Source organism: Streptomyces sp. NBC_01314 (assembly GCF_041435215.1).
In the GTDB taxonomy this organism is placed as follows: Bacteria; Actinomycetota; Actinomycetes; order Streptomycetales; family Streptomycetaceae; genus Streptomyces.
In genome coordinates this window covers 7599535-7624273 of sequence record NZ_CP108394.1, presented here as the reverse complement: position 1 = coordinate 7624273, position 24739 = coordinate 7599535, and the positions used below count along the sequence as shown (strand labels likewise).

The following is a 24739-nucleotide window of genomic DNA, read 5'->3' as shown; positions in this document are numbered from 1 at the left end:
TCACACCCCGCCCCGGCCTCCAGGAAACCCCTCACACTCCGCTCGGGGCCACGGGGAGGGCAGCGTTCCTCGTGGGAAACAGATGCGATGCGGTCGGGTAACACCGGCACCGCACGCTCAGGGGCATGACCTCGAATGAACGTGTGGTGGTGATCGGCTCCGGCCTCGCGGGTGTACGTCTCGCCCGGCGGCTCGGAGAGCTCGGCATGCCCGCCACGCTGGTCGGCGAGGAGGAGCACACACCCTACAACCGGGTGCTGCTCGCCGAGGTCCTGGCCGGGCGGTACGCGCCCGAGGTCATCGCGTTGCCCGCCCCCGCCGAGCTGACGCACGGCCGGGTGGTCCGTATCGACCGCGAGATGCGAGCCGTACATCTCGCGGACGGTACGGAGATCGCGTACGACAGGCTGGTCCTGGCGACCGGCTCGAACCCGGTGCTGCCGCCGCTGCGCGGCCTCTGGGACCCGGAGCGGCACGAGTTCCCCGACGGGGTGCACGCCTTCCGGACCATGGACGACTGCCTGGGGCTTTCCAAGGCCGTACGGCCGGGCGCGCGGGCCGTCGTCATCGGCGGCGGGCTCCTCGGGGTCTCCGCCTCCCGCGCGCTCGCCCTGCGCGGCGCACAGGTCGTCCTCGCCCAGCAGGGCGAGCGGCTGATGGAGCGTCAACTCGATCCGTCCGCATCGAAGTTGGTCCGCCGACACCTCACCGACCTCGGCGTCGAGGTGCACACCGAGACACGCGTACGTGCCGTGCGCAGCCTCGGCGGGACCGTGCGGTCCGTGTCGATGGCCGACGGGTACGCGCTCGACGCGGACCTGGTCGTCATCGCCTGCGGGGTCCACCCCCGTGTGGGTCTCGCCCAGGACGCGGGACTCGCCGTGCACAAGGGCGTCATCGTCGACGAGGAACTGCGCACCTCCGACCCGCGCATCCACGCGATCGGTGACTGCGCCCAGTTCGAGGGCACGGTGTACGGGCTCGCCACCCCGGCGCTCGAACAGGCCGATGTGCTGGCCGAGTTGCTGGCGGGTGACGCTGATTCCCCGGCCGCCCGTTACACCGGGACCCGCGCCCTGACCCGACTGACGCTCGCCGGAGCGGACTTCCTCGATCTCGCCGCGTTCGGCGAGCCCGAGCCGCTGCCCGGTGACGACGTCATCCAGCTCACCGACGCCACCCGCGGCACCTACCGCAAGGTCGTGGTCCGCGACGACCGTCTGGTCGGCGGGGTCCTCGTCGGCGAACTCGGCACCGTGGGCGCGCTCGCCCGCGCCTGGGAGGGAGCGGAGCCGCTCCCCGCGAACGGCGCTCCTCTGCTCCACCTGCTCACCAACGATGGAGGCTCCTGAATGTCCGCCACCCTGGGGCCCACCCCCACGATCGTGCTCGTCGGCCACGGCATGGTCGGCCAGCGCTTCCTCGAGGCGCTCGCCGAGCGCGGCCTGACCGCCACGCACCGCGTGGTCGTGCTGTGTGAGGAGCCGCGCCCGGCCTACGACCGGGTGGCGCTCACCTCGTACTTCGCGGGCAAGACGCCCGAAGACCTGTCGATGACCGACATGGAGTTCATCGAGACGCACGGTATCGAGCTGCTCGTCGGCGACCCGGCCGAGACGATCGACCGCGAGGCCAAGAAGGTCACGGCCCGCTCCGGGCAGGTCTTCGAGTACGACATCCTCGTCCTCGCCACCGGCTCGTTCCCCTTCGTACCGCCGGTCCCGAACAAGGACGCCAAGGGCTGCTTCGTCTACCGCACGATCGAGGACCTGCTCGCGATCGAGGAGTACGCGAAGACGGCCGAGATCGGTGCCGTGGTCGGCGGCGGTCTGCTCGGGCTTGAGGCGGCCGGTGCGCTGAAGGGCCTCGGACTCACCTCCCACATCGTGGAGTTCGCGCCCCGTCTGATGCCCGTCCAGGTGGACGACGGCGGTGGCGCCGCGCTCCTGCGGACCATCGAGGAGATGGGCCTGTCGGTCCACACCGGTGTGGGCACGCAGGAGATCGTCGTCGGCGAGGACGGCGCGGTCACCGGCATGAAGCTCTCCGACGGCTCCGAACTCAGCACCGACCTGGTGGTGTTCTCCGCCGGTGTCCGCCCGCGCGACCAGCTCGCCCGCGACTGCGGTCTGACGGTCGGCGAGCGCGGCGGCATCAGCGTCGACGACCAGTGCCGTACGGTCAACGACCCGCACGTGTACGCGATCGGTGAGTGCGCGCTGGCCTCCGACGGCCGGGTGTACGGCCTGGTGGCCCCCGGCTACGAGCAGGCCGAGACGGCCGCCGCGACCATCGCCGCCGACGAGGCCGCCTTCACCGGCGCCGACCTGTCCACCAAGCTGAAGCTCCTCGGCGTCGACGTGGCCTCCTTCGGTGACGCGCACGGCGCGACCGCCGACTGCCTGGACGTCGTGTACTCCGACTCCCGCTCGGGCGTCTACAAGAAGCTGGTCATCGGCCGCGGCGGCGAACTGCTCGGCGGCATCCTGGTCGGCGACGCGGATGCGTACGGCACGCTGAAGGCCTTCACCGGGTCCGTCCCGCCGGTCTCGCCCGAGTCGCTGGTGCTGCCCGCCGGCGCCGGGGAGTCCGTCCAGCTCGGCCCGACCGCGCTGCCCGACGACGCGATCATCTGCTCCTGCAACAACATCCGCAAGGGCACGATCCGCGGTGCGGTCACCGAGCACAACTGCACCACCGTGCCCGAGGTGAAGAAGTGCACCAAGGCCGGTACGACCTGCGGCAGTTGCGTCAAGGTCCTCGGTCAGCTGGTCACGGCCGAGCTGGAGGCGTCCGGCGTCGAGGTCGACAAGGGCCTGTGCGGCTGCTTCTCGCAGACCCGCGAGGAGCTGTACGAGATCGTCTTCGCCCTGCGCATCAACAAGTACCAGGCCCTGCTGGACCGTTACGGCCGTGACGAGGCCAAGGGCGGCGACGGCTGCGAGGTCTGCAAGCCGGCGGTCGGCTCGATCATCGCCTCCCTCGCCCCGACCATCGGCGCCAGCGGTTACGTCCTGGAGGGCGAGCAGGCGGCCCTGCAGGACAGCAACGACCACTTCCTGGCCAACCTCCAGAAGAACGGCTCGTACTCCGTCGTCCCGCGCATCCCCGGCGGTGAGATCACCCCCGAGGGCCTGATCGTGATCGGCGAGATCGCCCGCGACTTCGGTCTCTACACGAAGATCACCGGTGGCCAGCGGATCGACATGTTCGGTGCGCGGGTCGAGCAACTCCCCATCATCTGGTCCCGGTTGGTGGATGCCGGCTTCGAGTCCGGCCACGCCTACGGCAAGTCGCTGCGGACCGTGAAGTCCTGCGTCGGGCAGACCTGGTGCCGCTACGGCGTCCAGGACTCGGTCCGCATGGCGATCGACCTGGAGCTGCGCTACCGGGGGCTCAGGTCGCCCCACAAGCTCAAGTCGGCGGTCTCCGGATGCGCCCGCGAGTGCGCCGAGGCCCAGTCGAAGGACTTCGGCATCATCGCCACCTCCAACGGCTGGAACCTGTACGTCGGCGGTAACGGCGGCGCCACCCCCCGCCACGCGGACCTCCTGGCCCAGGACCTCGGCGACGCCGAGCTGATCAAGCTGATCGACCGGTTCCTGATGTTCTACATCCGCACCGCGGACCGCCTGGAGCGCACCTCGACGTGGCTGGAGCGGATCCCCGGCGGCCTGGACCACGTCCGTGACGTGGTCGTGGAGGACTCCCTCGGCATCTGCGAGGAGCTGGAGTCCCTGATGACGGACCACGTCTCCCACTACGCCGACGAGTGGGCCTCCACCATCAACGACCCCGAGAAGCTCGCCCGGTTCGTGTCCTTCGTCAACGCCCCGGACACTCCGGACCCGGTCGTCGGCTTCGTCCCCGAGCGCGACCAGATCAAGCCCGACCTGCCGCTGCTGTCCATCGGCCTGCGGCCCGCCGATGTCCTGGAAGGAAGCGCCCAGCGATGACCCTCGCTCCCGAGAAAACCGATGTGAAGGTCCAGCTGCGGCTGGCGGACGGCTGGTTCACGGTCTGCGACCTGACCCTGCTGACCCCGGGCCGCGGCGTGGCCGCCCTGCTCCCCGACGGCAACCAGGCCGCGCTCTTCCTCGACCGCGCGGGCCGGCTGTACGCCATCGACAACCGCGACCCCTTCGGCGGCGCCGCCGTCCTCTCCCGCGGCCTCACCGGCTCCCACCAGGGCCGCCCGTTCGTGGCCTCCCCGCTCCTGAAGCAGCGCTTCGACCTGGCGAGCGGGCAGTGCCTGGACGACGAGGCGGTACGGATCACGGCGTACGAGGTGCGCGCCGCGTAGCCGTCGGCCTGACCCTTCACTCCGGTGTGACGCGTGAACCGTACGAAGTTACGGTTCGCGCGTCACACCTGCAGTCCTTGGCTCCCACCCGCAGTCCTTGGCTCCCACCCGCAGTCCGTGGCTCACGCCTTCAGCTCGTCGTACGTGACCCCGGTGAGCCGCTCGGAGGCGGCCCAAAGCCGTTCGGCCGCACGGTCGTTGCGGGCCCAGGGCGCCCGCTTGGACGGGCCCGGCGCACCGCGCCACATCATGAAGGACGGGCCGATGAAGGAGTCGGGGCGTACGCCGGGGGCGGTCGCCGCGTACAGCGTGGGCAGGGCGCCCGCTTCGGCGGACTGGGCGAAGACGCTGTTGCCGACGCGCATGAAGCGCTCGACGCCCTTGCGGCCCTCGGCGGTGGCTCCGGCCGTCTGGAGATTGGTCGCCGCGTAGCCGGGGTGGGCGGCCGCCGCGACCATCTCCGAGCCGTTGGCGGCCAGCCGCCGGGCCAGCTCGTGGGTGAAGAGCAGGTTGGCGGTCTTGGAGCGGCCGTAGGCGATCCAACGTCCGTAACCGCGCTCACTGTTGAGATCGTCGATGTCGATGTTCGCCCTCATGTGCATGGTGCTGGAGACGGTCACGACCCGGGCGCCGGGCGTGGCCAGGAGCATCGGCAGCAACAGACCGGTCAGGGCGAAGTGACCGAGGTGGTTGGTCCCGAACTGCGTCTCGAAGCCGTCGGCCGTACGGCTCTGCGCCACTGCCATCACGCCCGCGTTGTTGACCAGCAGATCCAGTCGACCTCTCGCGCGCCCGTACGCCTCCGCGAAGTCCCGTACGGAACCCAGGTCCCCGAGGTCGAGCCGTATCAACTCGACGCTCCCGTCCGGGACTTCGGAACTCATCCGTTCCAGCGCGGCGGTACCCCGCTCCTCACTCCGACAGGCGAGGACGACATGGGCGCCACGACGGGCGAGTTCCCGGGCGGCGACATAGCCGATGCCACTGTTGGCACCGGTCACGACAGCGGCACGGCCACGCTGATCAGGGATGTCACTCACGTTCCAGCCGGTCATGACGCCACCTTCCCGAGGTGTTCTCAAGCCGTTCTCCAGCGTAGACCGGCTGAGGGTGTCGCGGGAGGTGTGTCGGGTGCGGGTGAGTGGGGGGCGGCGGGTCGCGCCCACGCGGCGGAGCCGCGCGAGAAGCCCCACAGGCCCCGGACCCGGACACGCACCCGCACCCGCACCCGCACCCGCCCACGAGCCCAGCCGGCTACTCCGCCCAGTCGCGCCCTCGGCGCAGCAGCGGCGGCCGGGACTCCGCCGTATCCGGCATCGGGCGGGTGTCGAGATAGAACCACTCGGCCGTGGGCCCGGGCCCAGGCCCGGACGGCCTCTGTCCCATACCCCCCACCGCCGCCGTACCGACCGTCGCGTAGTCCCACACCTCCGCCGGGTCCACCTGCGCATCCGGCGACGGTACGGGCACCGGCACAGCCGTCGCAGGCATCCGCGTGCCCGTGTCCGTGAGGTCCGGCATCAGCAGCTCCACCCGCAGCCCGGCCCCCCGGCGCTGCGCCACGAACTCCTCGACCTGGCTGCGGCACGCGTGGTCGAGATGGGTCACCCCGAGCAGGTCGAGCCGGATGCGCGGCTTGCCGGAGGCGGCCGCGCTCTCCAGCGCGTCGATCAGCTTCGGCAGCCGCAGGAACGTCGCGTTGCCCGCCATGACGACCTTCGCCGTGTCGTCCTCGATGTGCTGCCGGATGACGGTCTGCGACATGCGCAGCGCGGCCAGCACCACACCCGCGGCCAGCCCGAACAGCACCCCTTCGAGCAGCGCGGTCGCCGTGATGACCAGCGTCGTCAGTGTCATCACCGCGAACTCGCCCCGGTCCTGCCGCCACATCTTCGGGAACTCGTCCGGCGCGAACAGCTTCCACCCGCTGTGTACGAGGACACCCGCGAGCACCGAGATCGGGATCAGCGCCAGCACCTGCGGCAGCAGCAGCGCGAAGGCGAGCAGCCAGAGGCCGTGCAGCGTGCGGGAGAGGCGGGTCCTGGCACCGGCCTGGACGTTCGCCGAGCTGCGCGCGACGACCGCCGTGATGGGCAGCGCGCCGAGGATCCCGGCGATCGTGTTGCCCGCGCCCTGGGCGATGAGTTCGGTGTTGTAGCGGGTGCGCGGGCCGTCGTGCATCCGGTCCACGGCCGCGGCGGTGAACAGGCTCTCCGCCGACGCGATCACGGTGAACGTGAGGATCGCCGTGATGATCCCGGCACTGGCCAGCCCGGACAGCTGCTCCGGCCCGGGTACGGCCACGGAGGCCAGCAGATTGCCGACCTGGAGCGTCTTCACCTCGACACCCGGCAACGAGGCGACGGCGATCCCGATCCCGACGGCCACGAGCGCCGCCGGGACCTTCCTGACCGGCCCCGGTGCCTTCTTCCACAGGAAGCTCAGCACGATCGTGACGACGCCGAGCCCGGCGGCGATCAGCGCCTGCGGATCGGTCGCGGTGTCGGCGATCAGCCCGGGCACGCCCGCCATGTTCTCCAGGGGGGTGCCCGGCGCCTTGGAGTCGGACATCGGGTACAGCTGGCTGAACATCAGTGGCAGGCCGATGCCCGCGAGCATGCCCTGGACGACGGCCAGGGAGATCGCCTGGAACATCCGGCCCAGTCTCACCAGGCCCAGCACGATCTGGAGGATGCCGGAGAAGAGGACGATGACGCCGAGCATCGCGACGCCGAACTCCATGACCGTCTCCGCGACGAGCGCCGCGAGACCGGCCGCCGGCCCGCTGACCTGGAGCGTGCTGCCGCGCGCCGCGCCGACCACCAGGCCGCCGATCACCCCGGAGATGATGCCCAGCTCGGCTGGCACACCGGAGGCCACGGCCACGCCGATGCAGAGCGGCAGCGCGACAAGGAAGACGACGAGGGACGCGGTGATCTCGGTACCGAAGTCGATACGGCCGCGAGAGGCTCCCGCGCGGGACCCCTTCGATCCGCGGGCCGGGTGGTCCCGGCCCGGGACGTCGGTCGGGTGGTCCGGATCTGGGACCTCGGTCGCGTAGTCCAGATAGGGGGCCTCGGTCGGGTAGTCCGGGTATGGGGCCTCGGTCGGGTAGTCCGGATATGGGACCGCGGTCGGGTTCTGCCTCGGTGAACCTCCGCCGGACTCGGGCGCGTTGGGGACGTGGGCGGACACGGCCCTGCGGGCGGACGCCGCATGGCGTCGTCCGTGTGCGCCACTCATGAGTCGTGCACCTGGAAGTCCCCGTCCGCGTCCAGTTCGTGGACCTTGCCGGTGTCGATCTCGTAGTACCAGCCGTGCAACCGGAGTCGTCCGGCGTCGAGTTGCTGCCGGGCCACCGGGTAGTCACGCAGGACGGCGAGCTGGTTGCGGATGTTGAGCTGGACGACCTCGGTCAGGGCGGGGTCCTCGGACGACGAGGTGGCGTCCCGACCGCTGTCCCCGCCGCGCCCGCCGAGCACCGGTTCGAGCGCGGGCCGCGCGTAGTCGAGCCAGGCGTCCACCCTGGGCAGGCCGGACAGGTCGGCGCCGTAGGTCAGCGCGCCCATCGCACCGCAGTGGGAATGGCCACACACCACGATCTCCTGAACGCCGAGCACCTCCAGCGCGTACTCGATGGTGGCGGCCTCACCGGAGGCGGTCCCGTACGCGTCGTGCGGCGGCACGATGTTGCCCGCATTTCGCAGCTCGAATATCTCGCCGGGCCGCGCACCGGTGATCAGCGCGGGAATCACCCGCGAGTCCGAGCAGGTAATGAACAGCGCCTCGGGAAATTGTCCGACGGCGAGTTTCCGGTATTCGTCGCTCTCGAAGTCGACCCGTCGCCTGAACGACCGGGCGCGATCCAACAGCGCCTTCATCCTGCCTCCCTGAAGCGGTTCCGACCAGCTCCAACGACCGTAGGGGGGCGATGACCAGAGGAAGGTTAAGGGAACACTAAAGCGCCGCCAGGTTTTCCACAGATTTCGGCCACACCCGCCTTCGCCGCAGGTCGGGCGACCGAATACAAGCGGTTTCTGAGGGTCATTTCACAGTGCCCCGGATTCCCTGCACGTTCTTGTTCGGTCTCTTGTAGCGTGGCGCCCCACAACACGGTCCCCGTGTTGTCCCGACTTTCTGGAGAGACAGGCGGCCATGGGCGTACGAGTGCTGCTCATCGAGGACGACGAGACGATCGCCGAACCGCTCGCCGACGGGCTGCGGCACTTCGGCCTGACGGTCCACCACGTGGCCACCGGCGCGGACGGGTTGAGAGGTCCGCACGGCGATGTGGTGCTGCTGGACCTCGGCCTGCCCGACATGGACGGCATCGACGTCTGCCGCGGCATCCGCCGGACCTCCGATGTCCCCATCATCATCCTCAGCGCGCGCGGCGAGGAGGCCGACCGCGTGCTGGGCCTGGAGCTCGGCGCCGACGACTACCTGGCGAAACCATTCAGCATCCGAGAACTGGTCGCCCGCATACGAGCGGTGTCACGACGCCATCAGCGACCCGGAGGCGGGGCTGTGCCCGGCGTGGTCACCGGGGTTGTGGTGGCTGAGGCAGGGGTGGGGAGAGGGGCTGGGGCCGACGTCGGGGTCGGGGCTGGGATCGGGGCCGGGGGCGGGAGTGAGGTCTATGACCAACGAGGGCTGTCCGCACGTGAGTTGGCGGCTCAGCGGGAGTCGGCTACCGGGGTCGGTGCGGGTGTCGGTGTCGGTGCCGGAGGACGGTCCGGGGTTGGTTTCGGGGCTGGGAGCGACTTCGGGGCAGGGGACGATCTCGGGGCGGGGAACGACCTCGGGGCCGAGGGCTCAAGCCGCGTCGGTGCCGAGGGGTCGGGTCGCACCGGCCACGGGGACGCGGGCCCTGGGACCGGTTTCGGCGATGGGGACACGGGCCGCCGTAGGGCCGGTTTCGGCGTAGGGGCCGACGGGTCGGAGTACGACTGGTCGGCCGCGTACGAGACGCCGGCACAGGGCGCACCGACGCGCGGGACAGCGCCTCGTGGCGCGTCGGGCCGTGGCGCGTCGGGCCGTGAGGTCCCGGCCCATGGGGCACAGCCGCAGGGAACCCTCGCGCAGGGAACACCAATGGAGGGAACGCCCTTCGAAGGCACCCCCTCGCACGGAACCCCGCCCTTCCCCGGCAACCCTGCGTTCGAAAACCCCGTGTTCGGCGGCACCGCCGCGCAGGGCACTCCCCCACACGGCTCGCCGATGTACGGAACCCCGCCGCACGGCACGCCCACTTACGGAACCCCGCCGCACGGCACCCCCGCCTTCGGGAGCCCGGCGTACGGCAGCCCGGTCTATGAGCCGCCCGTCTACGAACCGCCTGCCTACGAACCGCCTCTCTACGAGCCCCCCATGTACGAGCAGGTCCCGCCGGACTCGCGCGCCCCCTCCGGTCCGGCCGCAGCCGACGACGACGGTTCGGCTCCGCCGCCGCCCGGGCCGTTGGTCGTGGACCGGCGGACCCGGCAGGTGTGGGTGGGCGAGGTGCCGGTCGCGCTGACGCCGAAGGAGTTCGAACTGCTGGCGCTGCTCACCGAGGATCCCGGCGCCGTCTACTCCCGGCAGCAGATCCTCAACCGCGTCTGGGACGACCACTACCAGGGCCCGACCAAGACGTTGGACGTCCATGTCGCCACTCTGCGCCGCAAGTTGGGTGATCCGGCGTGGATCCAGACCCTGCGCGGTGTCGGCTTCCGGCTGGCCGTACGCACCCCCGGGCAGGCGCCGGGACCCGGCCAGGGCCAGCCCCGGAGTCGCGGGCAGGGGCAGGGGCACGGCCGTGGGCGTGGCACGGGATCCGGGAGGCATCGCACACCCGAGACCAGGGCGTCATGACCCGGCGTCTGCTGCTGAGTTACCTCAGCCTCGCCGCCCTGGTCCTGCTCGGCCTGGAGATCCCGCTGGGCTTCGTCTACTCGCGGGCCGAACGCGAGCGGATCGTCAACTCGGCCAACGACGAGGCCGAGTCGGTGGCCGCGTACGCCGCGCTGTCCCTGGCCGCCGGCCGCCAGGACGAACTCGTCGAACGGGCCAGGCACTGCGCCGAGCGCATCGGCGGCAAGGTCGTCATCGTCGACGCGGACGGGAAGCTGCTCGCCTCCTCGCACTCCCTGGCCGACGACGAGGAACAGACCCTCTCCTCCCAACCCGAGATCTCCGCCGCGCTCCGGGGCCGCGCCACCACGGACGTACGCACGACGACGACCGGCGGCGTCCACTACCTGTCCGTGGCCGCTCCGGTCGGCCACGCGGCGGCGGACACGGGCGCCGACGCGAGCCGGGGCACGGGCTCCGTCACGAACACGGGCTCGATCACGGCGGCCGGGTCGACCACAGCCACAGCCACGGGGACGGGGACAGGGACAGGGACAGGGACGGCGATAGGGACGGGGGCGGGTTCCGGCTCGGGCGCAGTGACGACACAGGGCGCCGTACGCGTCACCCTCCCGACGACCATGGTGCACGCCCGGGTGTTCGCGGTCTGGCTGCTGCTGGCGCTGGCCGGACTCGCGGTGCTCACCGGGGTGGCCGCGGTGGCGTTCGCGTTCGCACGCTGGACGGGGCGCCCCATCCGGCAGTTGGAGGAGGCCACGCACCGGCTGGCCGAGGGCGGTGCGGCCAGCAGCGTGGTGGTCACCTCGGGCCCGCCGGAGGTACGGAGTCTCGCGGCGGCCTTCAACACGACCGCCGCCCGCCTCGAACACCTGCTGGCCTCCCAGCGGGCCTTCGCCGGTGAGGCCTCGCATCAGCTGAAGACCCCGTTGGCGGCACTGCGGCTACGGCTGGAGAACCTGGAGCCGGACATCGCCCGGCACGCGCTGCCGAGCCTCGACGCCGCCGTCACCGAGACGGACCGGCTGGCCCGGATGGTCGAGGGGTTGCTGGCGATGGCCCGTCTGGAGGAGGCGGCGGCCATCCCGGCCCAGGTCGACCTGGCCGCGATCTGCGCGGAACGGCACCGCACATGGGGGCCGCTGTTCGAACGCGAAGGGGTCTCGCTGGTCCTCTTCGCCGGCGTGGTCGGCCCGGTGACGGCCGTCCCCGGAGCCGTGGAGCAGATCCTCGACAACCTCCTCTCCAACGCGCTGCGCGCCTCCCCCGCCCGCAGCACGGTCACCATGGAGCTACGGCTGCTCGCCCCCGTCCGCCGGGCGCTGCGCGACGCCCGGCCCAGCTGGGTCGACCTCCACGTCACCGATGAGGGCCCCGGTATGACGCCCGACCAGCGCGCCCGCGCGTTCGACCGCTTCTGGCGCGCCCCCGGCGCCCCCAAGGGCGGTACCGGTCTCGGTCTCTCCCTCGTCCAGCGTCTCGCGCACGCCAGCGGTGGCGATGTGGCTCTGCGCGAGGCGGCCACGGGCGGCTTGGACGCCGTCGTCCGCCTTCCGTCGGCGGAGCCGCCGGGCCATTCCCACGGGCACGGGCACGGTCACGGGCATGGGTTCGGGGGGCGGCCGGGGCAACGCCGCCGTGAGGCTCCGCCGCTGCCTGCCTGAGTGGGTCGCCCGCCCAGGAGCGCGGAGGTGACGGCTTGTACGGCGAGCGCGGGTAGTACGTGGCCGATCACGCGGTGCCCCGCGCCCCTTTCGAGGCGCCTCTTTCGGGGCGCCTCGTCCCAATACCACCTGTACCACCGGTGAACGCCGCCGTAGAGTCACGAGTTGTCCATGCCCTGTCAATCACGCTCCCGTAAGTTCCCTCACCGCGCGACCCCGCCGCCGACCGGCAGGCGGGCCGGTCAAGGCACCCCTTGGAGCGACAGTGGAACGTCGTACTCTCCTGCGCGCGGCCGTACTCGGCGGCACATCGGCCGCCTTCGGCGGGACCCTGTGGCGCGGCGCCGCGTACGCCGCGCCCGCTCAGCCGGGCACGGGCCCGTACGGGGCGCTCGGTTCGGCGGACGCCAACGGCATCAGGCTCCCGGGCGGCTTCACCAGCCGGGTGATCGCCCGCTCCGGCCTGACGGTTCCGGGGACGTCGTACACCTGGCACAACGCCCCCGACGGCGGCGCCTGTTACGCGGACGGCACCGGCTGGATCTACGTCTCCAACTCGGAGATCAACCCGTCCGGCGGCGCGAGCGCGGTGCGGTTCTCGTCGACGGGCGCGGTCACGTCCGCGTACCGCGTCCTGTCCGGCACCCGCCAGAACTGCGCCGGCGGCAGAACCCCGTGGAACACCTGGCTGTCCTGCGAGGAGGTCGACCGCGGTTACGTCTACGAGACCGATCCGTGGGGCGTGAACGCCGCGGTCCGCCGGGACGCGATGGGCCGCTTCAAGCACGAGGCGGCAGCGGCCGACCCGGTCCGCCGGGTGATCTATCTGACGGAGGACGAGACGAACGGCCGCTTCTACCGCTTCACCCCCACGACCTGGGGCGACCTGTCCTCCGGCACCCTCCAGGTCATGATCGCCGGCACCGCCACCTCCGGCTCCTACACCTGGGCGAACGTCCCCGATCCGGACGGCTCCCCCACGACCACCCGCACCCAGGTCTCGGGCTCGAAGTCCTTCAACGGGGGCGAGGGCTGTCACTACGCCGACGACACGGTCTGGTTCACCACCAAGGGCGACAACCGCGTCTGGCAGCTCAACCTCGCCGCCGGCACCTACGAGTTGGCGTACGACGACTCACTGGTCACCTCCGGCACGGCTCCCCTCACCGGCGTCGACAACATCACCGGCACCTCCTCGGGCGACCTCTACGTCGCCGAGGACGGCGGCACCATGGAGATCTGCCTCATCACCCCGAACGACACCATCGCCCCCTTCCTCCGCGTCGACGGCCAGTCCGCCTCCGAGATCACCGGCCCCGCCTTCTCCCCCGACGGCCGCCGCCTCTACTTCTCCAGCCAACGCGGCACGAGCGGCAGTTCGTCGGGCGGTATCACCTACGAGGTGACGGGCCCGTTCCGCACCTGAACACATCTCACGCCTGAACCCATAAAAGGAAAATAACAGAAGACCACAACAGGCCGCGGCGGGCCCAAGTGAACCGCAGTGGACCCACAGCAGGCTGCGGAAATTCTCGAACTCATTACCATCCCTGACTCGTTCGAATTTCCTTCTGCTAGGTTCAGCGCGTGGTCATGCCCAACGAATTGGGGCCGGAGGGCCTCGCAGTCGGCGCTCGTTCGCGCAAGGTTCTCCTGGCGGCATGCGGTACTCGCGGGGACGTACAACCCTTTCTCGCATTGGCCGTGGCGCTGCGTCGGCACGGCCATCACCCGTTATTGGCCGCCCCTTCCTCCTATGCGGCCGACGCGGCCGCACATGGCGTCGAATTCGCCGCGATCGACGACGGGCCGACCCGGATCATCGACAACGGCCTCCTGGGCGTGCGCGGCAAAGTCGCGGCCGCACGGACCGTCGCCCGCCTCAAACAACTGCTCATCGCCCCGTTGCGGGACGTGGCGGCCATCGCCCACGACCACGGTGACCTGGCGGCGGTGGTGCACTCGGCGGCGTTCCCCGCCCAGCATGTGGCCGACATGCTGGACGTACCCGCCGTCGTCGTGGCGCTGCAACCCGGCTGGGTCCCCACCGGCACCTTCCCCTGCCAGCTGATGCCGCTCCCCCCGGTGCCGCGCTTCCTCAACCGGAGCACATACGCCCTGGTCACGGCAGCCCAGCGGTCCCGCGAAGTGGAGCGCTGGCGGACGACCGAACTGGGTCTTGCCCCCCGTCGCCACAGTGCGCGGCGCTGGCTGCGGGACCCCGAGGGCAGACGGCGCCCGGTCCTGCAGTCGTTCAGCCGACACATCACACCGATCGACCCGGCGTGGGGCGACGCCGTGCGCACCACGGGTTTCTGGTATCTGCCCGCCCGTCCCGACTGGACGCCGCCCCGCGAGCTGACCCGCTTCCTGGACGAGGGGCCGCCCCCCGTCTACATCGGCTTCGGCAGCATGACCGGCACCCGGGCACGCCGGAACAACGCGCTGGTCACCGAGGCGATCCGTCTCACCGGCGTACGGGCCGTGGTCGCGACCGGCTGGGGCGGCATCGGCACGGCTGCAAGCGAATCCGGCCCCCTGTCACCGAACATCCTGATGATCGAACAGGCCCCGCACGACTGGCTCTTCCCCCGTACGGCCGCTGTCGTCCACCACGGCGGCCCCGGCACCGTCGGCGCCGCCCTCGCCGCGGGCCGCCCGCAGGTCCTCTGCCCCCACATGGGCGACCAGACCCACTGGTCCGCCCGCATGCGAGCCCTGGGTGTGGCCCCCGCTCCCCTCACCGCCCGCACCCTCACCGCACACCGACTCGCGGAAGCGATCAGTACGGCGGCGACGGACCGACACCTGCGACACCGGGCGGGCGAAATCGCGCCTCTCGTCCAGGCCGAGGACGGCGTCAACACAGCGGTGAATTCCCTCTTGGCTCACCTCACCTAATCCCTCCCCCTCCCCCTCGACTTCCCCCCACAAGTCACGAACAGAAAGCCCCCGAGTGCTGCAAATCCCCTTCTCCGACGCCACCATCGCGCCCGGCACCGTGATCTCCTGGTCCCTGCGCACGAAGCACTCCCCCCATGACGGGCAGAATCCCACTTTCACATCGGCCTCGTTCAATCAGGACAAGCACCACTCCTCGTCCGAAGCGACCCGGAGTACGAGCGACGGAATCGCCAGCTCGGTCGCGGTGACCTTCGAGATCGCGGGCCCACTGGACATCGGGTCCCTCGAATCGGCGCTCCTTCTTCTCGTGCGGCGCCACGAGGTGCTCCGCAGTGAGTTCCAGCGCCTGGCCGGCGACCTGAACTGCACGGCGCCGGCGCCCGAATCCATCACCCTGGAGGCGGAGGAGGCCGGTCACTTCCACACCGAAGACGACCTGCGCACCCACCTCGACAAGACGTTCAAGAGCATCGACACGCTGTCCTGGCCGCTGTTCCTCATGGGCGCGGTGGTCCGGGACACGAGCGCGACGGTCTACCTCTGTTTCGACCACATCGTGTGCGACGGCCTGTCCATGCCCGTCGTCGTCAACGAACTCCAGACCGCGTACGCCGCCCTCACCGCCCAGCGCACCCCGCAACTGCCCCGCGCAGGAAGCTACTTGACCTTCGGCGACGACCAACGCCGCCGTTATGCCTCCCTCCGCCCCGACGACGAGCGTCTGACCTACTGGAAGGACTTCATCCGCGGCAACGGCGGCTTCTTCCCCAGGTTCCCCTTCGGCCTGGGTGTACCGGACGGCCACCTGTACCCCCTGGTGAACCGGGCCCTCCCCCTCCTGGACGCCCCCCGGACAGACGCCCTCGCGGCGGGCGCCCGCGCATCGGGAGGCAGCGTCTTCACGGCCGTACTGGCAGCGGCGGCGACGGCCCAGCACCGTTTCGGGGGGCCGGGGGTCTACCGGGGTCTGCTACCCATCAGCGAGCGGACGGACGGGGGCGGAGGGAACTCCGAAGGAGCCCCGAACCCGTGGCAGCACTCCATCGGCTGGTTCGTGAACACGATGCCGATCGAGTTCCAGGTGGGCGAAGGCGGTACGGACCACGCGACCACGATCGCGCGGGCCCGCACGGCGTACGGCGCGTTGCAGCGGCACGCTGACATCCCCTTCGTACGGGCGTGGGAGTTGCTCGCCCCGGAGACCTTCTCCCTGCACCACTGGCCGTTCCCGGTGAACTTCTTCTCCTACATCGACTTCCGGAGGACCCCCGGAGGCCTCCAACATCCGCTCTGGAACACGACGTTGCACGTCTGGGCCACCCGCGGCAACGGCATCAGCCACTGGTTCCACCGCACCGCCACCGGCCTCCACGTCAACATGCTGCACGTCGACACCCCCCAAGCACATGAGATCAGTGACGCCCTCCACGACGAACTCGTACGGGTCCTGCTGGAGATCGCGGGCGAACGAAGCGCGAAGCCGGTGTCCATCCCACGGCCGCCCCGGGGGGCGACGACCGTCAGGAGCTGAACGGCACGAGGGGCGACACCCGCACGGGATGCCGCCCCCTTTCAGGCTTCAGGCGCAGTTGGTTCAGGCTGCGGGCTGCCCGCTCTTGGCGGGCCGCGCCTGTCTAGTCCTGGTTCGCCTGTTGCCTGTTGCCTGGTGACCTGCTCAGGTTCGGTCGTCCACTGGACGCCGTCTCCGACGGGAGCCAGGAAAGCCACCGGTCCGAGGCGTTCTTGGGATGGATGCCGTACGGATCTCCGAGATCGAGCACATCCCGCAGGATGCCAACCCGGTCGGTCGCGAGGTCGAGGACCAGGGTGCCCGCGGGATGTCCAGTGCCGTACGGCTCACGATCCAGATCCACCCCCGATACGGGCAAGGCGGTACGAGCCCCACAGCTCCCGTCCACCCTCGCACCCGTCCTGCGCCCTCTGTACCTGCCTGCACCCATCACACTTCCGAGCGTGCTCGAACCACAACCGGTACGCCCGAAGCATGGGGATCTCGGTGTGCTCGGCAGCCTCCCCGGCCACCTCTCCGTCGGTCACCGGCCCGCTCCCGTGAACTGCCATACGGGAAAGGCCTGTCGGCGTTCCTCGGGCAGCAGGACGTAGGTACGAACAAGGCCCCAGGACTCCGTCTCCCCGGCGGCGGGCGGGGAAGTGGGCGGCCACAGATGCGGCGCCCTTCGGCGGCGCGCTGCGGCGAGGATCGCGCCCCACATCTGAGGCGACGGACAGGAGATCGCCGGTCCCGGATCGGTTCCCTATGCCGATGCCGATGCCGATGCCGAAGTGGCCGTACCCACAGGTGTGCTGGTCGTTCGTGCACCGAGCAGGAGAACTCTCGCCCGTTCGAATGCCCGTGCTGCGCAGTGCATGTCGGACTCCATCTTCAGATCGACCAGGTCCCGGGCGGGTTCTCGTCAGTGATGTGACAAGCGCAACCGCAGCGGGGCACCAACACGATGCCGGAGGTACCCGGAAGCAGCGCGTCATGCGTCTGACGGCACGTCCTGTGCAGGTCCTCGTATCCAGGCCGTAGGGCGAGCGCGCATTCCGCCGAATGCGTGTCCACGGGCGTACGCGACTCCTTGGCATCGGGAAGCTCTGCGTTGGCCACCATGGCAGCCTTGGTCCTGGATCGTGCATTGGCCTCGGCGACGCTTGCCTTCAGCGCTTCCGAGCAGCGGGCAGGCTTGAGATGTTCCGGTCGCGCGTCCCACTCCCTGCCACCGCCGAGCGGCCTCAGTTGGACGTATAGGCCGACAAACCCCATGACTCTGCCGAGCTTGTCGGCATTGGTGTCCGTCACGATGTCATCGAGGCGCGGTCCTTCATTCATGGTTGCATCGGCCTGACCAAGGCCGGTTGCCGTACTTTCGACGCGAGCGGCAGAGGCGGCCACAGACTCGGTGCGCTGCACGACCCGGCCCGCGCCAGGACGTATGACCGCTCGCTCGGCGACGGATATCCCACCGATCGAACCCTGTCCGTTGCCAGAGCTTCGATGGTGAACGCCGACTCTTCAGACCCGCGCGTCCTGACCAGCTCTTCTCTCAGCCGTTCGAAGGCCAGTGATACGAGGCGCATCTCGACTCCTTCGCGGTAGGCCGCACCTTGGGCACAGCAGCTTGTATAGCCAAGTCACGTCAGCCCAGCGACGGGCACTTGGATATACAAGTGAATCGAAGTTGATCCACATTGTGGGCGGGGCTTCGGTCAGGGGATATCGATGACGTACTGGAAGAGATGGCGATCGCAGGGCACGCGTGAATCCAGTACCTCGACCACGCGCCCGTCCTCCACCTGGGTGCTGCGCAGCACCCGGGCCAGTGGAACGCCAGGCGGAATGCGCAGTGCGCCGACCTCCGACGGGGTCGGCATACGGATTTCCAGGTCCTCGACGAAGCGGACGATCCGCTGCCTCACGGGGCCGGCGGGATCCTCGATCAGGGCGCTGACGCCACCGGCGATCCGACGGGACTCTTCAACCCGAGTACCGGCGAAGAGTTCTTCCAGGTAGTAGCCGTCGGCCAGTTGCATGGGCTCGTCGTCGACGAAGAACGCCCGTCGACGGATGATCACCGAAGTGCCGGTCGGCAGGCTGAGACGTTCGGCGATCTCGGCCGGAGCGGGCACTCGCTCCACCGAGAGGATCTGCTGCCTGGCCTGCAACCCCTGTGCCGCAGCCTCGGCGGTGAAGTTACTTGCGCCGGTGGCACGCCGCTCGCGGAAATTGGCGCCCGTGGTCTGGAGCCGAACTCTGGGCTGTTGGCGCACGAACACGCCCCTGCCCTGTTCGCTGATGAGCAGGCCGTCTGCCTTGAGCAGAGACAGCGCCTTACGCACAGTGACGCGAGTCGTTCCGTACTGGTCCTTGAGCTCGTTCTCCGACTTCAGCTTCTCGCCGGGGGCCAGCTTCCCCTTCACGATCGCGTTCCTCAGATCGTCGGCGATCCGGCGGTACGGGTGCAACTCCTGGTCCGGCATGTACGTCACCTCGGGTTCGGCTCTCCCGCCAAGGCTATGTGAAGGCCCAACCGCTCCATTGTTCGACCCGAATGGCAACGACAGGGCCCCTGGGCGGAGAGTCCCTGTACTGGTTGTACTTGTCGCACAGCAGCCCCACCGCGCGGTCCCGCTCCTGCCCGCTCTCCAGTACTTCTCCATGGCCGTCGGCGCGGGCCCACCAGAGAGCGGACCAGTCTTCGTTGTAGTAGTCGACCAGGACCGTCACGGGAGGATTCTCCCTGATGTTGCGCAGCCGTCTCAGATCCCACGTGTCCTTCGGCTTGTGGTCGACGGCGAAGTACAAGACCTCATCTTCGGCGACGAAGGTGATGGGAACCGCATGAGGAACTCCCTCGGTGTCGGCTGTCGCCAGTCTGGCGACGCGGGACCTGACCAAACGTTCCCGGGCTGCACGAGGCGCGAGCTTCATGCGGTTCACCGTAGCGAGGTTGTCAAAGCATGAGGCATGGCGCTACAAGCGCGCGGGTCGTTACGTTCCGTGATGTCCGGCAGTTGTTGAAGCTACCGTTACTGAGGGAGTCGCGTGTGAAGAGGAAATCGGTCGGATTGCTGGCGGCCGGGCTGATGCTCACGGGCACGGGTGCTGCGCCGGTGGGACAACAGGGCGGGATTCCGGTGCTTCGCTCAGGAGGCGCCGAGTTCACGGAGGGGGCCTACACGTTCAATCCCCCTGGCACGGATCACGGTTCCTTCGAGTGGTCCGGCCGGCTGACGGACACATATCCGAACGACGGACACACCGTCTACGTGCAGGTCAGTGTGGAAAGGCACGGCTGGGCGCGGTACTACGGCAAGCAGCGCGGGTCGGTGTGGATGCGTCACTCGGACTGGAGCGGTGCCCGGCGCTACACGGACGACGCGGCGATCCGGGTGTGCCGCGACCGTGGCTCCGCGCGCCCGGACAACTGCTCGCCGGTCCAGGAGTTCTCGTACAGCCGCGACTGAGCCCTCCCCCCTCGGCTCTTCCCGCAGACGGCCGCGTGCCACGTGCGGTTCACGCTTCGCCGTGCTCTCGACTTCCCAGGCCTTCACGAACTTTCAAGGCGTTCAAGTCTCCGCGCGTCGCCGCACCGATACCGCTCGGCGTGCTCAGGCTGTTGCGTAGGGACAGAGCTGGAGCAGTGAGCTCACCGCCATGGTGAGACCGTCGCTCGGTCGCCACGAACTACACAAGCGAGAAAGCGGCACCCCCCGCACGGGGTGCCGCCCTCTCTTCGTGGTCCGGAACCGCCGCCCATCGGTGAGGGTCGGTCGGGGACGAGCGGTGGTTCCGGGGTTCGGGGTCGCGGGGTGATGCCCGCGGTGACCCGGTGGTGGTCTAGCGGTGGTCGCTGCCCGTCGACTGGGAGGCCGCGCGGCCCGCCTCCAGGCGGGCGACCGGGATGCGGAACGGGGAGCAGGAAACGTAGTCGAGGCCCACCTCGTGGAAGAAGTGGACGGACTCCGGGTCGCCGCCGTGTTCGCCGCAGACGCCGAGCTTGAGGTCGGGGCGGGTGGCCCGGCCGGCCTCCGCCGCCAGCTTGACCAGCGAACCCACGCCGTCCCTGTCGATCGTTTCGAAGGGGGAGACTCCGAAGATGCCCTTCTCCAGGTAGGCCGTGAAGAAGGAGGCCTCGACGTCGTCGCGGCTGAAGCCCCACACCGTCTGGGTCAGGTCGTTCGTGCCGAAGCTGAAGAACTCCGCCGCCTCCGCGATCTGGCCGGCCGTCAGGGCCGCTCGCGGGAGTTCGATCATCGTGCCGATCGACAGCTTCAGCGCCACCCCCGTCGCCGCCTCGACCTCCGCGATCACCGCGTCCGCCTCCTCGCGGACGATCTCCAGCTCCTGGACGGTGCCGACGAGCGGGATCATGATCTCGGCGCGCGGGTCGCCCTTCGCGTTCTTGCGCTCGGCCGCCGCCTCCGCGATCGCCCGTACCTGCATCGTGAACAGGCCGGGGATGACCAGGCCCAGACGTACACCCCGCAGGCCCAGCATCGGGTTCTGCTCGTGCAGGCGATGGACGGCCTGCAGCAGGCGGAGCTCGTTCTCGTGGGGTTCCTGGCGGGACTCCGCCAGGGCCACGCGGACCGAGAGTTCCGTGATGTCCGGGAGGAACTCGTGCAGCGGCGGGTCGAGGAGACGGACCGTCACCGGGAGGCCGTCCATCGCCGAGAAGAGTTCGATGAAGTCCTGCTTCTGGAGCGGGAGCAGCGCCTTCAGGGACTCCTCGCGCACGGTCTCCGTGTCCGCCAGGATGAGGCGCTCGACCAGTTCACGGCGGTCGCCGAGGAACATGTGTTCCGTACGGCACAGGCCGATGCCCTGGGCGCCGAAGCGGCGGGCGCGCAGCGCGTCCTCGGCGTTGTCGGCGTTGGCCCGGACTCGGAGGCGGCGCTTGCGGTCCGCGAAGGCCATGATGCGGTGGACCGCCTCGACCAGTTCGTCGGCGTCGTTGGCGCCGGCGTGCATCCGGCCCTCGAAGTACTCCACGACGGGGGACGGGACCACCGGGACCTCGCCCAGGTAGACCTTGCCCGACGAACCGTCGATGGAGATGAGGTCACCCTCCTCCACCACATGGCCGCCCGGCACCGTCATACGGCGGCGCTTGGTGTCGACTTCCAGTTCCTCCGCGCCGCACACGCACGTCTTGCCCATGCCGCGCGCGACCACGGCCGCGTGGGACGTCTTGCCGCCGCGTGAGGTGAGGATGCCCTCGGCCGCGATCATGCCGTCGAGGTCGTCGGGGTTCGTCTCGCGGCGGACCAGGATGACCTTCTCGCCCGAACGCGACCACTTCACGGCCGTGTACGAGTCGAAGACCGCCTTGCCGACCGCCGCACCCGGGGAGGCGGCGATGCCGCGGCCGACCGGGGCGACCTTCGCCTCCTCGTCGAAGCGGGGGAACATGAGCTGCGCGAGCTGGGCGCCCGTCACCCGCTGGAGGGCTTCCGCCTCGTCGATCAGGCCCTGGTCCACGAGTTGCGTGGCGATGCGGAAGGCCGCGCCCGCCGTGCGCTTGCCGACGCGGGTCTGGAGCATCCACAGCTGGCCGCGCTCGATGGTGAACTCGATGTCGCAGAGATCCTTGTAGTGGTTCTCCAGGGTCTCCATGATCTGCATCAGCTGGTCGTACGACTTCTTGTCGATCGACTCCAGTTCGGCCAGGGGGACGGTGTTGCGGATGCCCGCCACCACGTCCTCGCCCTGGGCGTTCTGGAGGTAGTCGCCGTACACGCCCTGGTGGCCGGAGGCGGGGTCGCGGGTGAAGGCGACGCCCGTGCCCGAGTCGGGGCCCAGGTTGCCGAAGACCATCGAACAGACGTTGACCGCCGTGCCGAGGTCGCCGGGGATGCGCTCCTGGCGGCGGTAGAGCTTGGCGCGGTCGGTGTTCCAGGAGTCGAAGACCGCGTGGATGGCGAGGTCCATCTGCTCGCGCGGGTCCTGCGGGAAGTCCCGGCCGGCCTCGGTCTTGACGATCTTCTTGAACTTGGTGACGAGCTTCTTGAGGTCGGCGGCCTCCAGCTCGGTGTCGACGACGACCTTCTTGGCCGTCTTCGCCGCCTCCAGCGCCTCTTCGAAGAGCTCGCCGTCGACGCCGAGGACCGTCTTGCCGAACATCTGGATGAGCCGGCGGTAGGAGTCCCAGGCGAAGCGGTCGTCGCCGGCCTGCTTGGCGAGGCCCTGGACCGACTTGTCGGAGAGGCCGATGTTGAGGACCGTGTCCATCATTCCGGGCATCGAGAACTTCGCGCCGGAGCGGACCGAGACGAGGAGCGGGTCGTCGGCCTGGCCGAGCTTCTTGCCCATCTTCTCTTCGAGGGCCGTGAGATGGGCGCTGACCTCGTCACGGAGTGCCGCGGGCTCGTCGCCGCTGTCGAGGTAGACCTTGCAGGCCTCGGTGGTGATGGTGAAGCCGGGTGGCACGGGGAGACCGAGGTTGGTCATCTCGGCGAGGTTCGCGCCCTTGCCGCCGAGGAGGTCCTTGAGGTCCTTGTTGCCTTCGGTGAAGTCATAAACAAACTTCACGCCCTCAACGCTCTGAGCTACGTGGCCTACGTGGGGATCTTTGTTTTCCGACACAGGTCCCAACTCCTTGAGGACGCGGTGACTGCCCTGACGGCGAGGAACATACCCAGATCGAAGGCACCTGGGTACGTCCACTTGCGCGTCATGCGCCTGTAACCACCCGTCCGCCAGGAGATCGAAAGTCAAGGCTTGGCAAGGAACAGCGCCGGGACGTGTTCACTTCTTGAACCAACCCATCCCCATCAGCCCACCATACCGCTCAGGTGAGCGGCAATCGACACAACTGAGTTCGCCCGATGAACGATCAAAGGGTGGCACCGAGTGCCACTCCTTGAAGTCCGGAACCGCTCGCGATTCGCTCATCTGAGCGCAACCCTTATCAGAGGTGGCGAGAATCACGCAGTTTCAGAGGACCGGATTTCACCATGCGGACCGGTCCTCGGGACGGAAACACGCCCGTCATACGGGTGGAGAGGGGGCGGTAGCCCGTCCGGGTCGAGGGGATCGGTAGCCCGTCACACGGGTCGGGAGGACCCGGTAGCCCGCCACACGGGCCGGGAGGACCCGGTAGCCCGCCACACGGGCCGGGAGGGATCGGCCGTCGGCCATCCGGACCGGGAGGACCCGGTAGCCCGGCTCACACCCCCAGCGCCGCCAACCGCTCCTCGGCCCGCTCCGGCGCGTACAGGTACTCGACGACCAGCGCACCCGCCCCGACCAGGCCCGCCCGTTCCCCCAGCCCGGGGGTCACGACGGCCAGGTGGGCCGTGGAGCGGGACAGGGCCCGCTGGTAGAGCAGTTCGCGTACGCCCGTGAGGAAGGGGGTTCCGGCCAGATCCCCGGCGATCATCAGAACGCCGGGGTTCAGCAGGGTCACGACCGTCGCCAGGACGTCCCCGACGACCCGGCCCGCCTCCCGCGCGAGCGCCGTCGCCCCGGGGTGCCCGGCGCTCAGCAGGTCCCGCACATCCGATCCCGAGGCCGCCCGCACCCCCGTCTCCGCCAGCCGGCGCGCCACGGCGCCGCCGCTCGCGACCGCCGCCAGACAGCCGTACGAGCCGCACTTGCACAGCGCGTCCGCGCCCTGCGGAACCCGGATGTGGCCGATGTCGCCGGCGCCGCCGTCGATGCCCCGGTATATCGAGCCCCCGACCACCACTCCCGCGCCGATGCCCGTGGACACCTTGACCAGCGCGAACGCCGAGCAGTCGGCGTATCCGGTGCGCTGTTCGCCGTACGCCATGAGGTTGGCGTCGTTGTCGACGAGGACCGGGATGCCGGCCGGCCCGGACGCGTGTTCGGTGAAGGCGCGGGCCAGGCGGCCTCTTATGTCGTAGCCGTCCCAGCCGGGCATGATCGGCGGCTGGACGACACGGCCGGTGTCGGAGTCCACCGGGCCGGGCACGGCGAGGCCGATGCCGCAGACCGCGTCCGCCGGGCTGCCCGCCTTCTCCAGCAACGCGGCGAACCAGCGCCCGAGTTCGTCCAGTACGGCGTCGGGGCCCTCTTCGATGAGCAGGGTGCCGGTGTGTTCGGCCTGAATCTCGCCGGTGAGGGAGAGGACGGCGGCGCGGGCGTGGCGGGTGTCGAGGTCGGCGGCGAGGACGAGCGCGTGCGCGTCGTCGAACTCCAGGGTGATGGAGGGACGGCCCCCGAGCGGGGAGTCGACGGGGCCGCCGGCGCCCTCGCGGAGCCAGCCCGCGCGGAAGAGACGGTCCAACCGCTGGCCCACGGTCGCCCGGGACAGGCCGGTGGCCTGCTGGAGCGCGCCACGGGTGGTGGCCCGGCCGCTGCGGACCAGCTCCAGCAGATCTCCGGCACCGGCATGACTGCCCACCTTCACGGCCCTTCCGCTCATGTCGACCTCGATGCCGCCATTGTCGCGGCCCTTCCGAGATTCACTCCCGCGCACCCTCTTGCGTTCACCAACTCTGCATTACATATTGAGTTTTGCGTGTTAAG

17 protein-coding genes and 1 pseudogene are annotated in these 24739 nt (G+C 69.8%); 10 read left to right on the top strand and 8 right to left on the bottom strand.

All coding sequences use genetic code 11. The features are described 5' to 3' along the window. The first annotated feature begins 125 nt into the window (after positions 1 to 125). The 3 genes from OG622_RS33620 to nirD are packed head-to-tail and all read left to right on the top strand — an operon-like array spanning position 126 to position 4303. Positions 126 to 1352: an NAD(P)/FAD-dependent oxidoreductase gene (locus OG622_RS33620; RefSeq protein ID WP_371580384.1), complete on the top strand. Its 1227-nt coding sequence runs from the start codon at positions 126 to 128 to the stop codon at positions 1350 to 1352. Then, positions 1353 to 3956 (top strand): nitrite reductase large subunit NirB, encoded by a 2604-nt coding sequence (gene nirB, locus OG622_RS33615; protein ID WP_371580383.1) that lies wholly within the window; start codon positions 1353 to 1355, stop codon positions 3954 to 3956. Next, on the top strand, positions 3953 to 4303 hold the full coding sequence (gene nirD, locus OG622_RS33610) for a nitrite reductase small subunit NirD (protein WP_371580382.1): 351 nt from the start codon (positions 3953 to 3955) through the stop codon (positions 4301 to 4303). The genes nirB and nirD overlap by 4 nt, the downstream gene beginning before the upstream one ends. Positions 4304 to 4425: 122 nt before the next feature. Here nirD and OG622_RS33605 read toward each other — a convergent pair whose 3' ends face one another. The 3 genes from OG622_RS33605 to OG622_RS33595 form a co-directional block, all read right to left on the bottom strand. Further along, complete coding sequence (locus OG622_RS33605) at positions 4426 to 5358, bottom strand: oxidoreductase (protein ID WP_371580381.1); 933 nt, start codon at positions 5356 to 5358, stop codon at positions 4426 to 4428. Positions 5359 to 5557: 199 nt separating this feature from the next. Beyond that, positions 5558 to 7546 carry a SulP family inorganic anion transporter gene (locus tag OG622_RS33600; RefSeq protein WP_371580380.1) on the bottom strand — a complete coding sequence of 663 codons (1989 nt, stop codon included), beginning with the start codon at positions 7544 to 7546 and terminating at the stop codon, positions 5558 to 5560. Beyond that, positions 7543 to 8184: a carbonic anhydrase gene (locus OG622_RS33595; RefSeq protein ID WP_371580379.1), complete on the bottom strand. Its 642-nt coding sequence runs from the start codon at positions 8182 to 8184 to the stop codon at positions 7543 to 7545. The genes OG622_RS33600 and OG622_RS33595 overlap by 4 nt, the downstream gene beginning before the upstream one ends. A 274-nt stretch (positions 8185 to 8458) precedes the next feature. Here OG622_RS33595 and OG622_RS33590 point away from each other — a divergent pair. From OG622_RS33590 to OG622_RS33565, 6 genes and pseudogenes are all read left to right on the top strand, one after another. Beyond that, positions 8459 to 8815: pseudogene (locus OG622_RS33590) on the top strand (response regulator transcription factor); the annotation flags it as partial. Positions 8816 to 9397: 582 nt separating this feature from the next. Beyond that, entirely contained in the window at positions 9398 to 10156 is a 759-nt protein-coding gene (locus OG622_RS33585; RefSeq protein ID WP_371584299.1) for a winged helix-turn-helix domain-containing protein, read from the top strand. Beyond that, the gene (locus tag OG622_RS33580) at positions 10153 to 11817 is read left to right on the top strand and encodes a sensor histidine kinase (RefSeq protein ID WP_371580378.1); all 1665 of its coding nucleotides are present in this window, start codon (positions 10153 to 10155) and stop codon (positions 11815 to 11817) included. The genes OG622_RS33585 and OG622_RS33580 overlap by 4 nt, the downstream gene beginning before the upstream one ends. A gap of 265 nt (positions 11818 to 12082) precedes the next feature. Then, a complete protein-coding gene (locus tag OG622_RS33575) occupies positions 12083 to 13243 on the top strand; it encodes an alkaline phosphatase PhoX (RefSeq protein ID WP_371580377.1) in 1161 nt (386 codons plus the stop codon). A 167-nt stretch (positions 13244 to 13410) separates the two neighbouring features. Then, positions 13411 to 14718: a glycosyltransferase gene (locus OG622_RS33570; RefSeq protein WP_371580376.1), complete on the top strand. Its 1308-nt coding sequence runs from the start codon at positions 13411 to 13413 to the stop codon at positions 14716 to 14718. Positions 14719 to 14773: 55 nt separating this feature from the next. Beyond that, the gene (locus tag OG622_RS33565; protein WP_371580375.1) at positions 14774 to 16252 is read left to right on the top strand and encodes a condensation domain-containing protein; all 1479 of its coding nucleotides are present in this window, start codon (positions 14774 to 14776) and stop codon (positions 16250 to 16252) included. A gap of 873 nt (positions 16253 to 17125) precedes the next feature. Here OG622_RS33565 and OG622_RS33560 read toward each other — a convergent pair. The 3 genes from OG622_RS33560 to OG622_RS33550 all read right to left on the bottom strand — a co-directional run bounded on the left by OG622_RS33560 (position 17126) and on the right by OG622_RS33550 (position 19174). After that, a complete protein-coding gene (locus OG622_RS33560) occupies positions 17126 to 17656 on the bottom strand; it encodes a hypothetical protein (RefSeq protein WP_371580374.1) in 531 nt (176 codons plus the stop codon). A gap of 296 nt (positions 17657 to 17952) precedes the next feature. Beyond that, entirely contained in the window at positions 17953 to 18723 is a 771-nt protein-coding gene (locus tag OG622_RS33555; RefSeq protein ID WP_371580373.1) for a GntR family transcriptional regulator, read from the bottom strand. A 34-nt stretch (positions 18724 to 18757) separates the two neighbouring features. Next, positions 18758 to 19174: a TIGR03668 family PPOX class F420-dependent oxidoreductase gene (locus tag OG622_RS33550; RefSeq protein WP_371580372.1), complete on the bottom strand. Its 417-nt coding sequence runs from the start codon at positions 19172 to 19174 to the stop codon at positions 18758 to 18760. Between the two features lie 116 nt (positions 19175 to 19290). Here OG622_RS33550 and OG622_RS33545 point away from each other — a divergent pair, with 116 nt between their 5' ends. After that, positions 19291 to 19710, top strand: coding sequence for a hypothetical protein (locus tag OG622_RS33545; protein ID WP_371580371.1), 420 nt, complete (start codon positions 19291 to 19293; stop codon positions 19708 to 19710). A gap of 373 nt (positions 19711 to 20083) precedes the next feature. On the opposite strand, the gene ppdK is transcribed toward OG622_RS33545, so the two are convergent. Beyond that, positions 20084 to 22831: a pyruvate, phosphate dikinase gene (gene ppdK, locus OG622_RS33540; protein WP_371580370.1), complete on the bottom strand. Its 2748-nt coding sequence runs from the start codon at positions 22829 to 22831 to the stop codon at positions 20084 to 20086. 583 nt (positions 22832 to 23414) lie between these two features. Next, complete coding sequence (locus OG622_RS33535; protein ID WP_371580369.1) at positions 23415 to 24635, bottom strand: ROK family protein; 1221 nt, start codon at positions 24633 to 24635, stop codon at positions 23415 to 23417. Between the last annotated feature and the right edge of the window lie 104 nt (positions 24636 to 24739).

Coding starts and splice junctions, on each gene's coding strand:
- OG622_RS33595 (WP_371580379.1), bottom strand. CDS start 8,184: ATGAAGGCGCTGTTGGATCGCGCCCGGTCGTTCAGGCGACGGGTCGAC.
- OG622_RS33550 (WP_371580372.1), bottom strand. CDS start 19,174: ATGAAGCTCGCGCCTCGTGCAGCCCGGGAACGTTTGGTCAGGTCCCGC.
- OG622_RS33535 (WP_371580369.1), bottom strand. CDS start 24,635: ATGAGCGGAAGGGCCGTGAAGGTGGGCAGTCATGCCGGTGCCGGAGAT.
- OG622_RS33555 (WP_371580373.1), bottom strand. CDS start 18,723: ATGCCGGACCAGGAGTTGCACCCGTACCGCCGGATCGCCGACGATCTG.
- OG622_RS33570 (WP_371580376.1), top strand. CDS start 13,411: ATGCCCAACGAATTGGGGCCGGAGGGCCTCGCAGTCGGCGCTCGTTCG.
- nirD (WP_371580382.1), top strand. CDS start 3,953: ATGACCCTCGCTCCCGAGAAAACCGATGTGAAGGTCCAGCTGCGGCTG.
- OG622_RS33585 (WP_371584299.1), top strand. CDS start 9,398: ATGGAGGGAACGCCCTTCGAAGGCACCCCCTCGCACGGAACCCCGCCC.
- OG622_RS33600 (WP_371580380.1), bottom strand. CDS start 7,546: ATGAGTGGCGCACACGGACGACGCCATGCGGCGTCCGCCCGCAGGGCC.
- nirB (WP_371580383.1), top strand. CDS start 1,353: ATGTCCGCCACCCTGGGGCCCACCCCCACGATCGTGCTCGTCGGCCAC.
- OG622_RS33620 (WP_371580384.1), top strand. CDS start 126: ATGACCTCGAATGAACGTGTGGTGGTGATCGGCTCCGGCCTCGCGGGT.
- OG622_RS33580 (WP_371580378.1), top strand. CDS start 10,153: ATGACCCGGCGTCTGCTGCTGAGTTACCTCAGCCTCGCCGCCCTGGTC.
- OG622_RS33605 (WP_371580381.1), bottom strand. CDS start 5,358: ATGACCGGCTGGAACGTGAGTGACATCCCTGATCAGCGTGGCCGTGCC.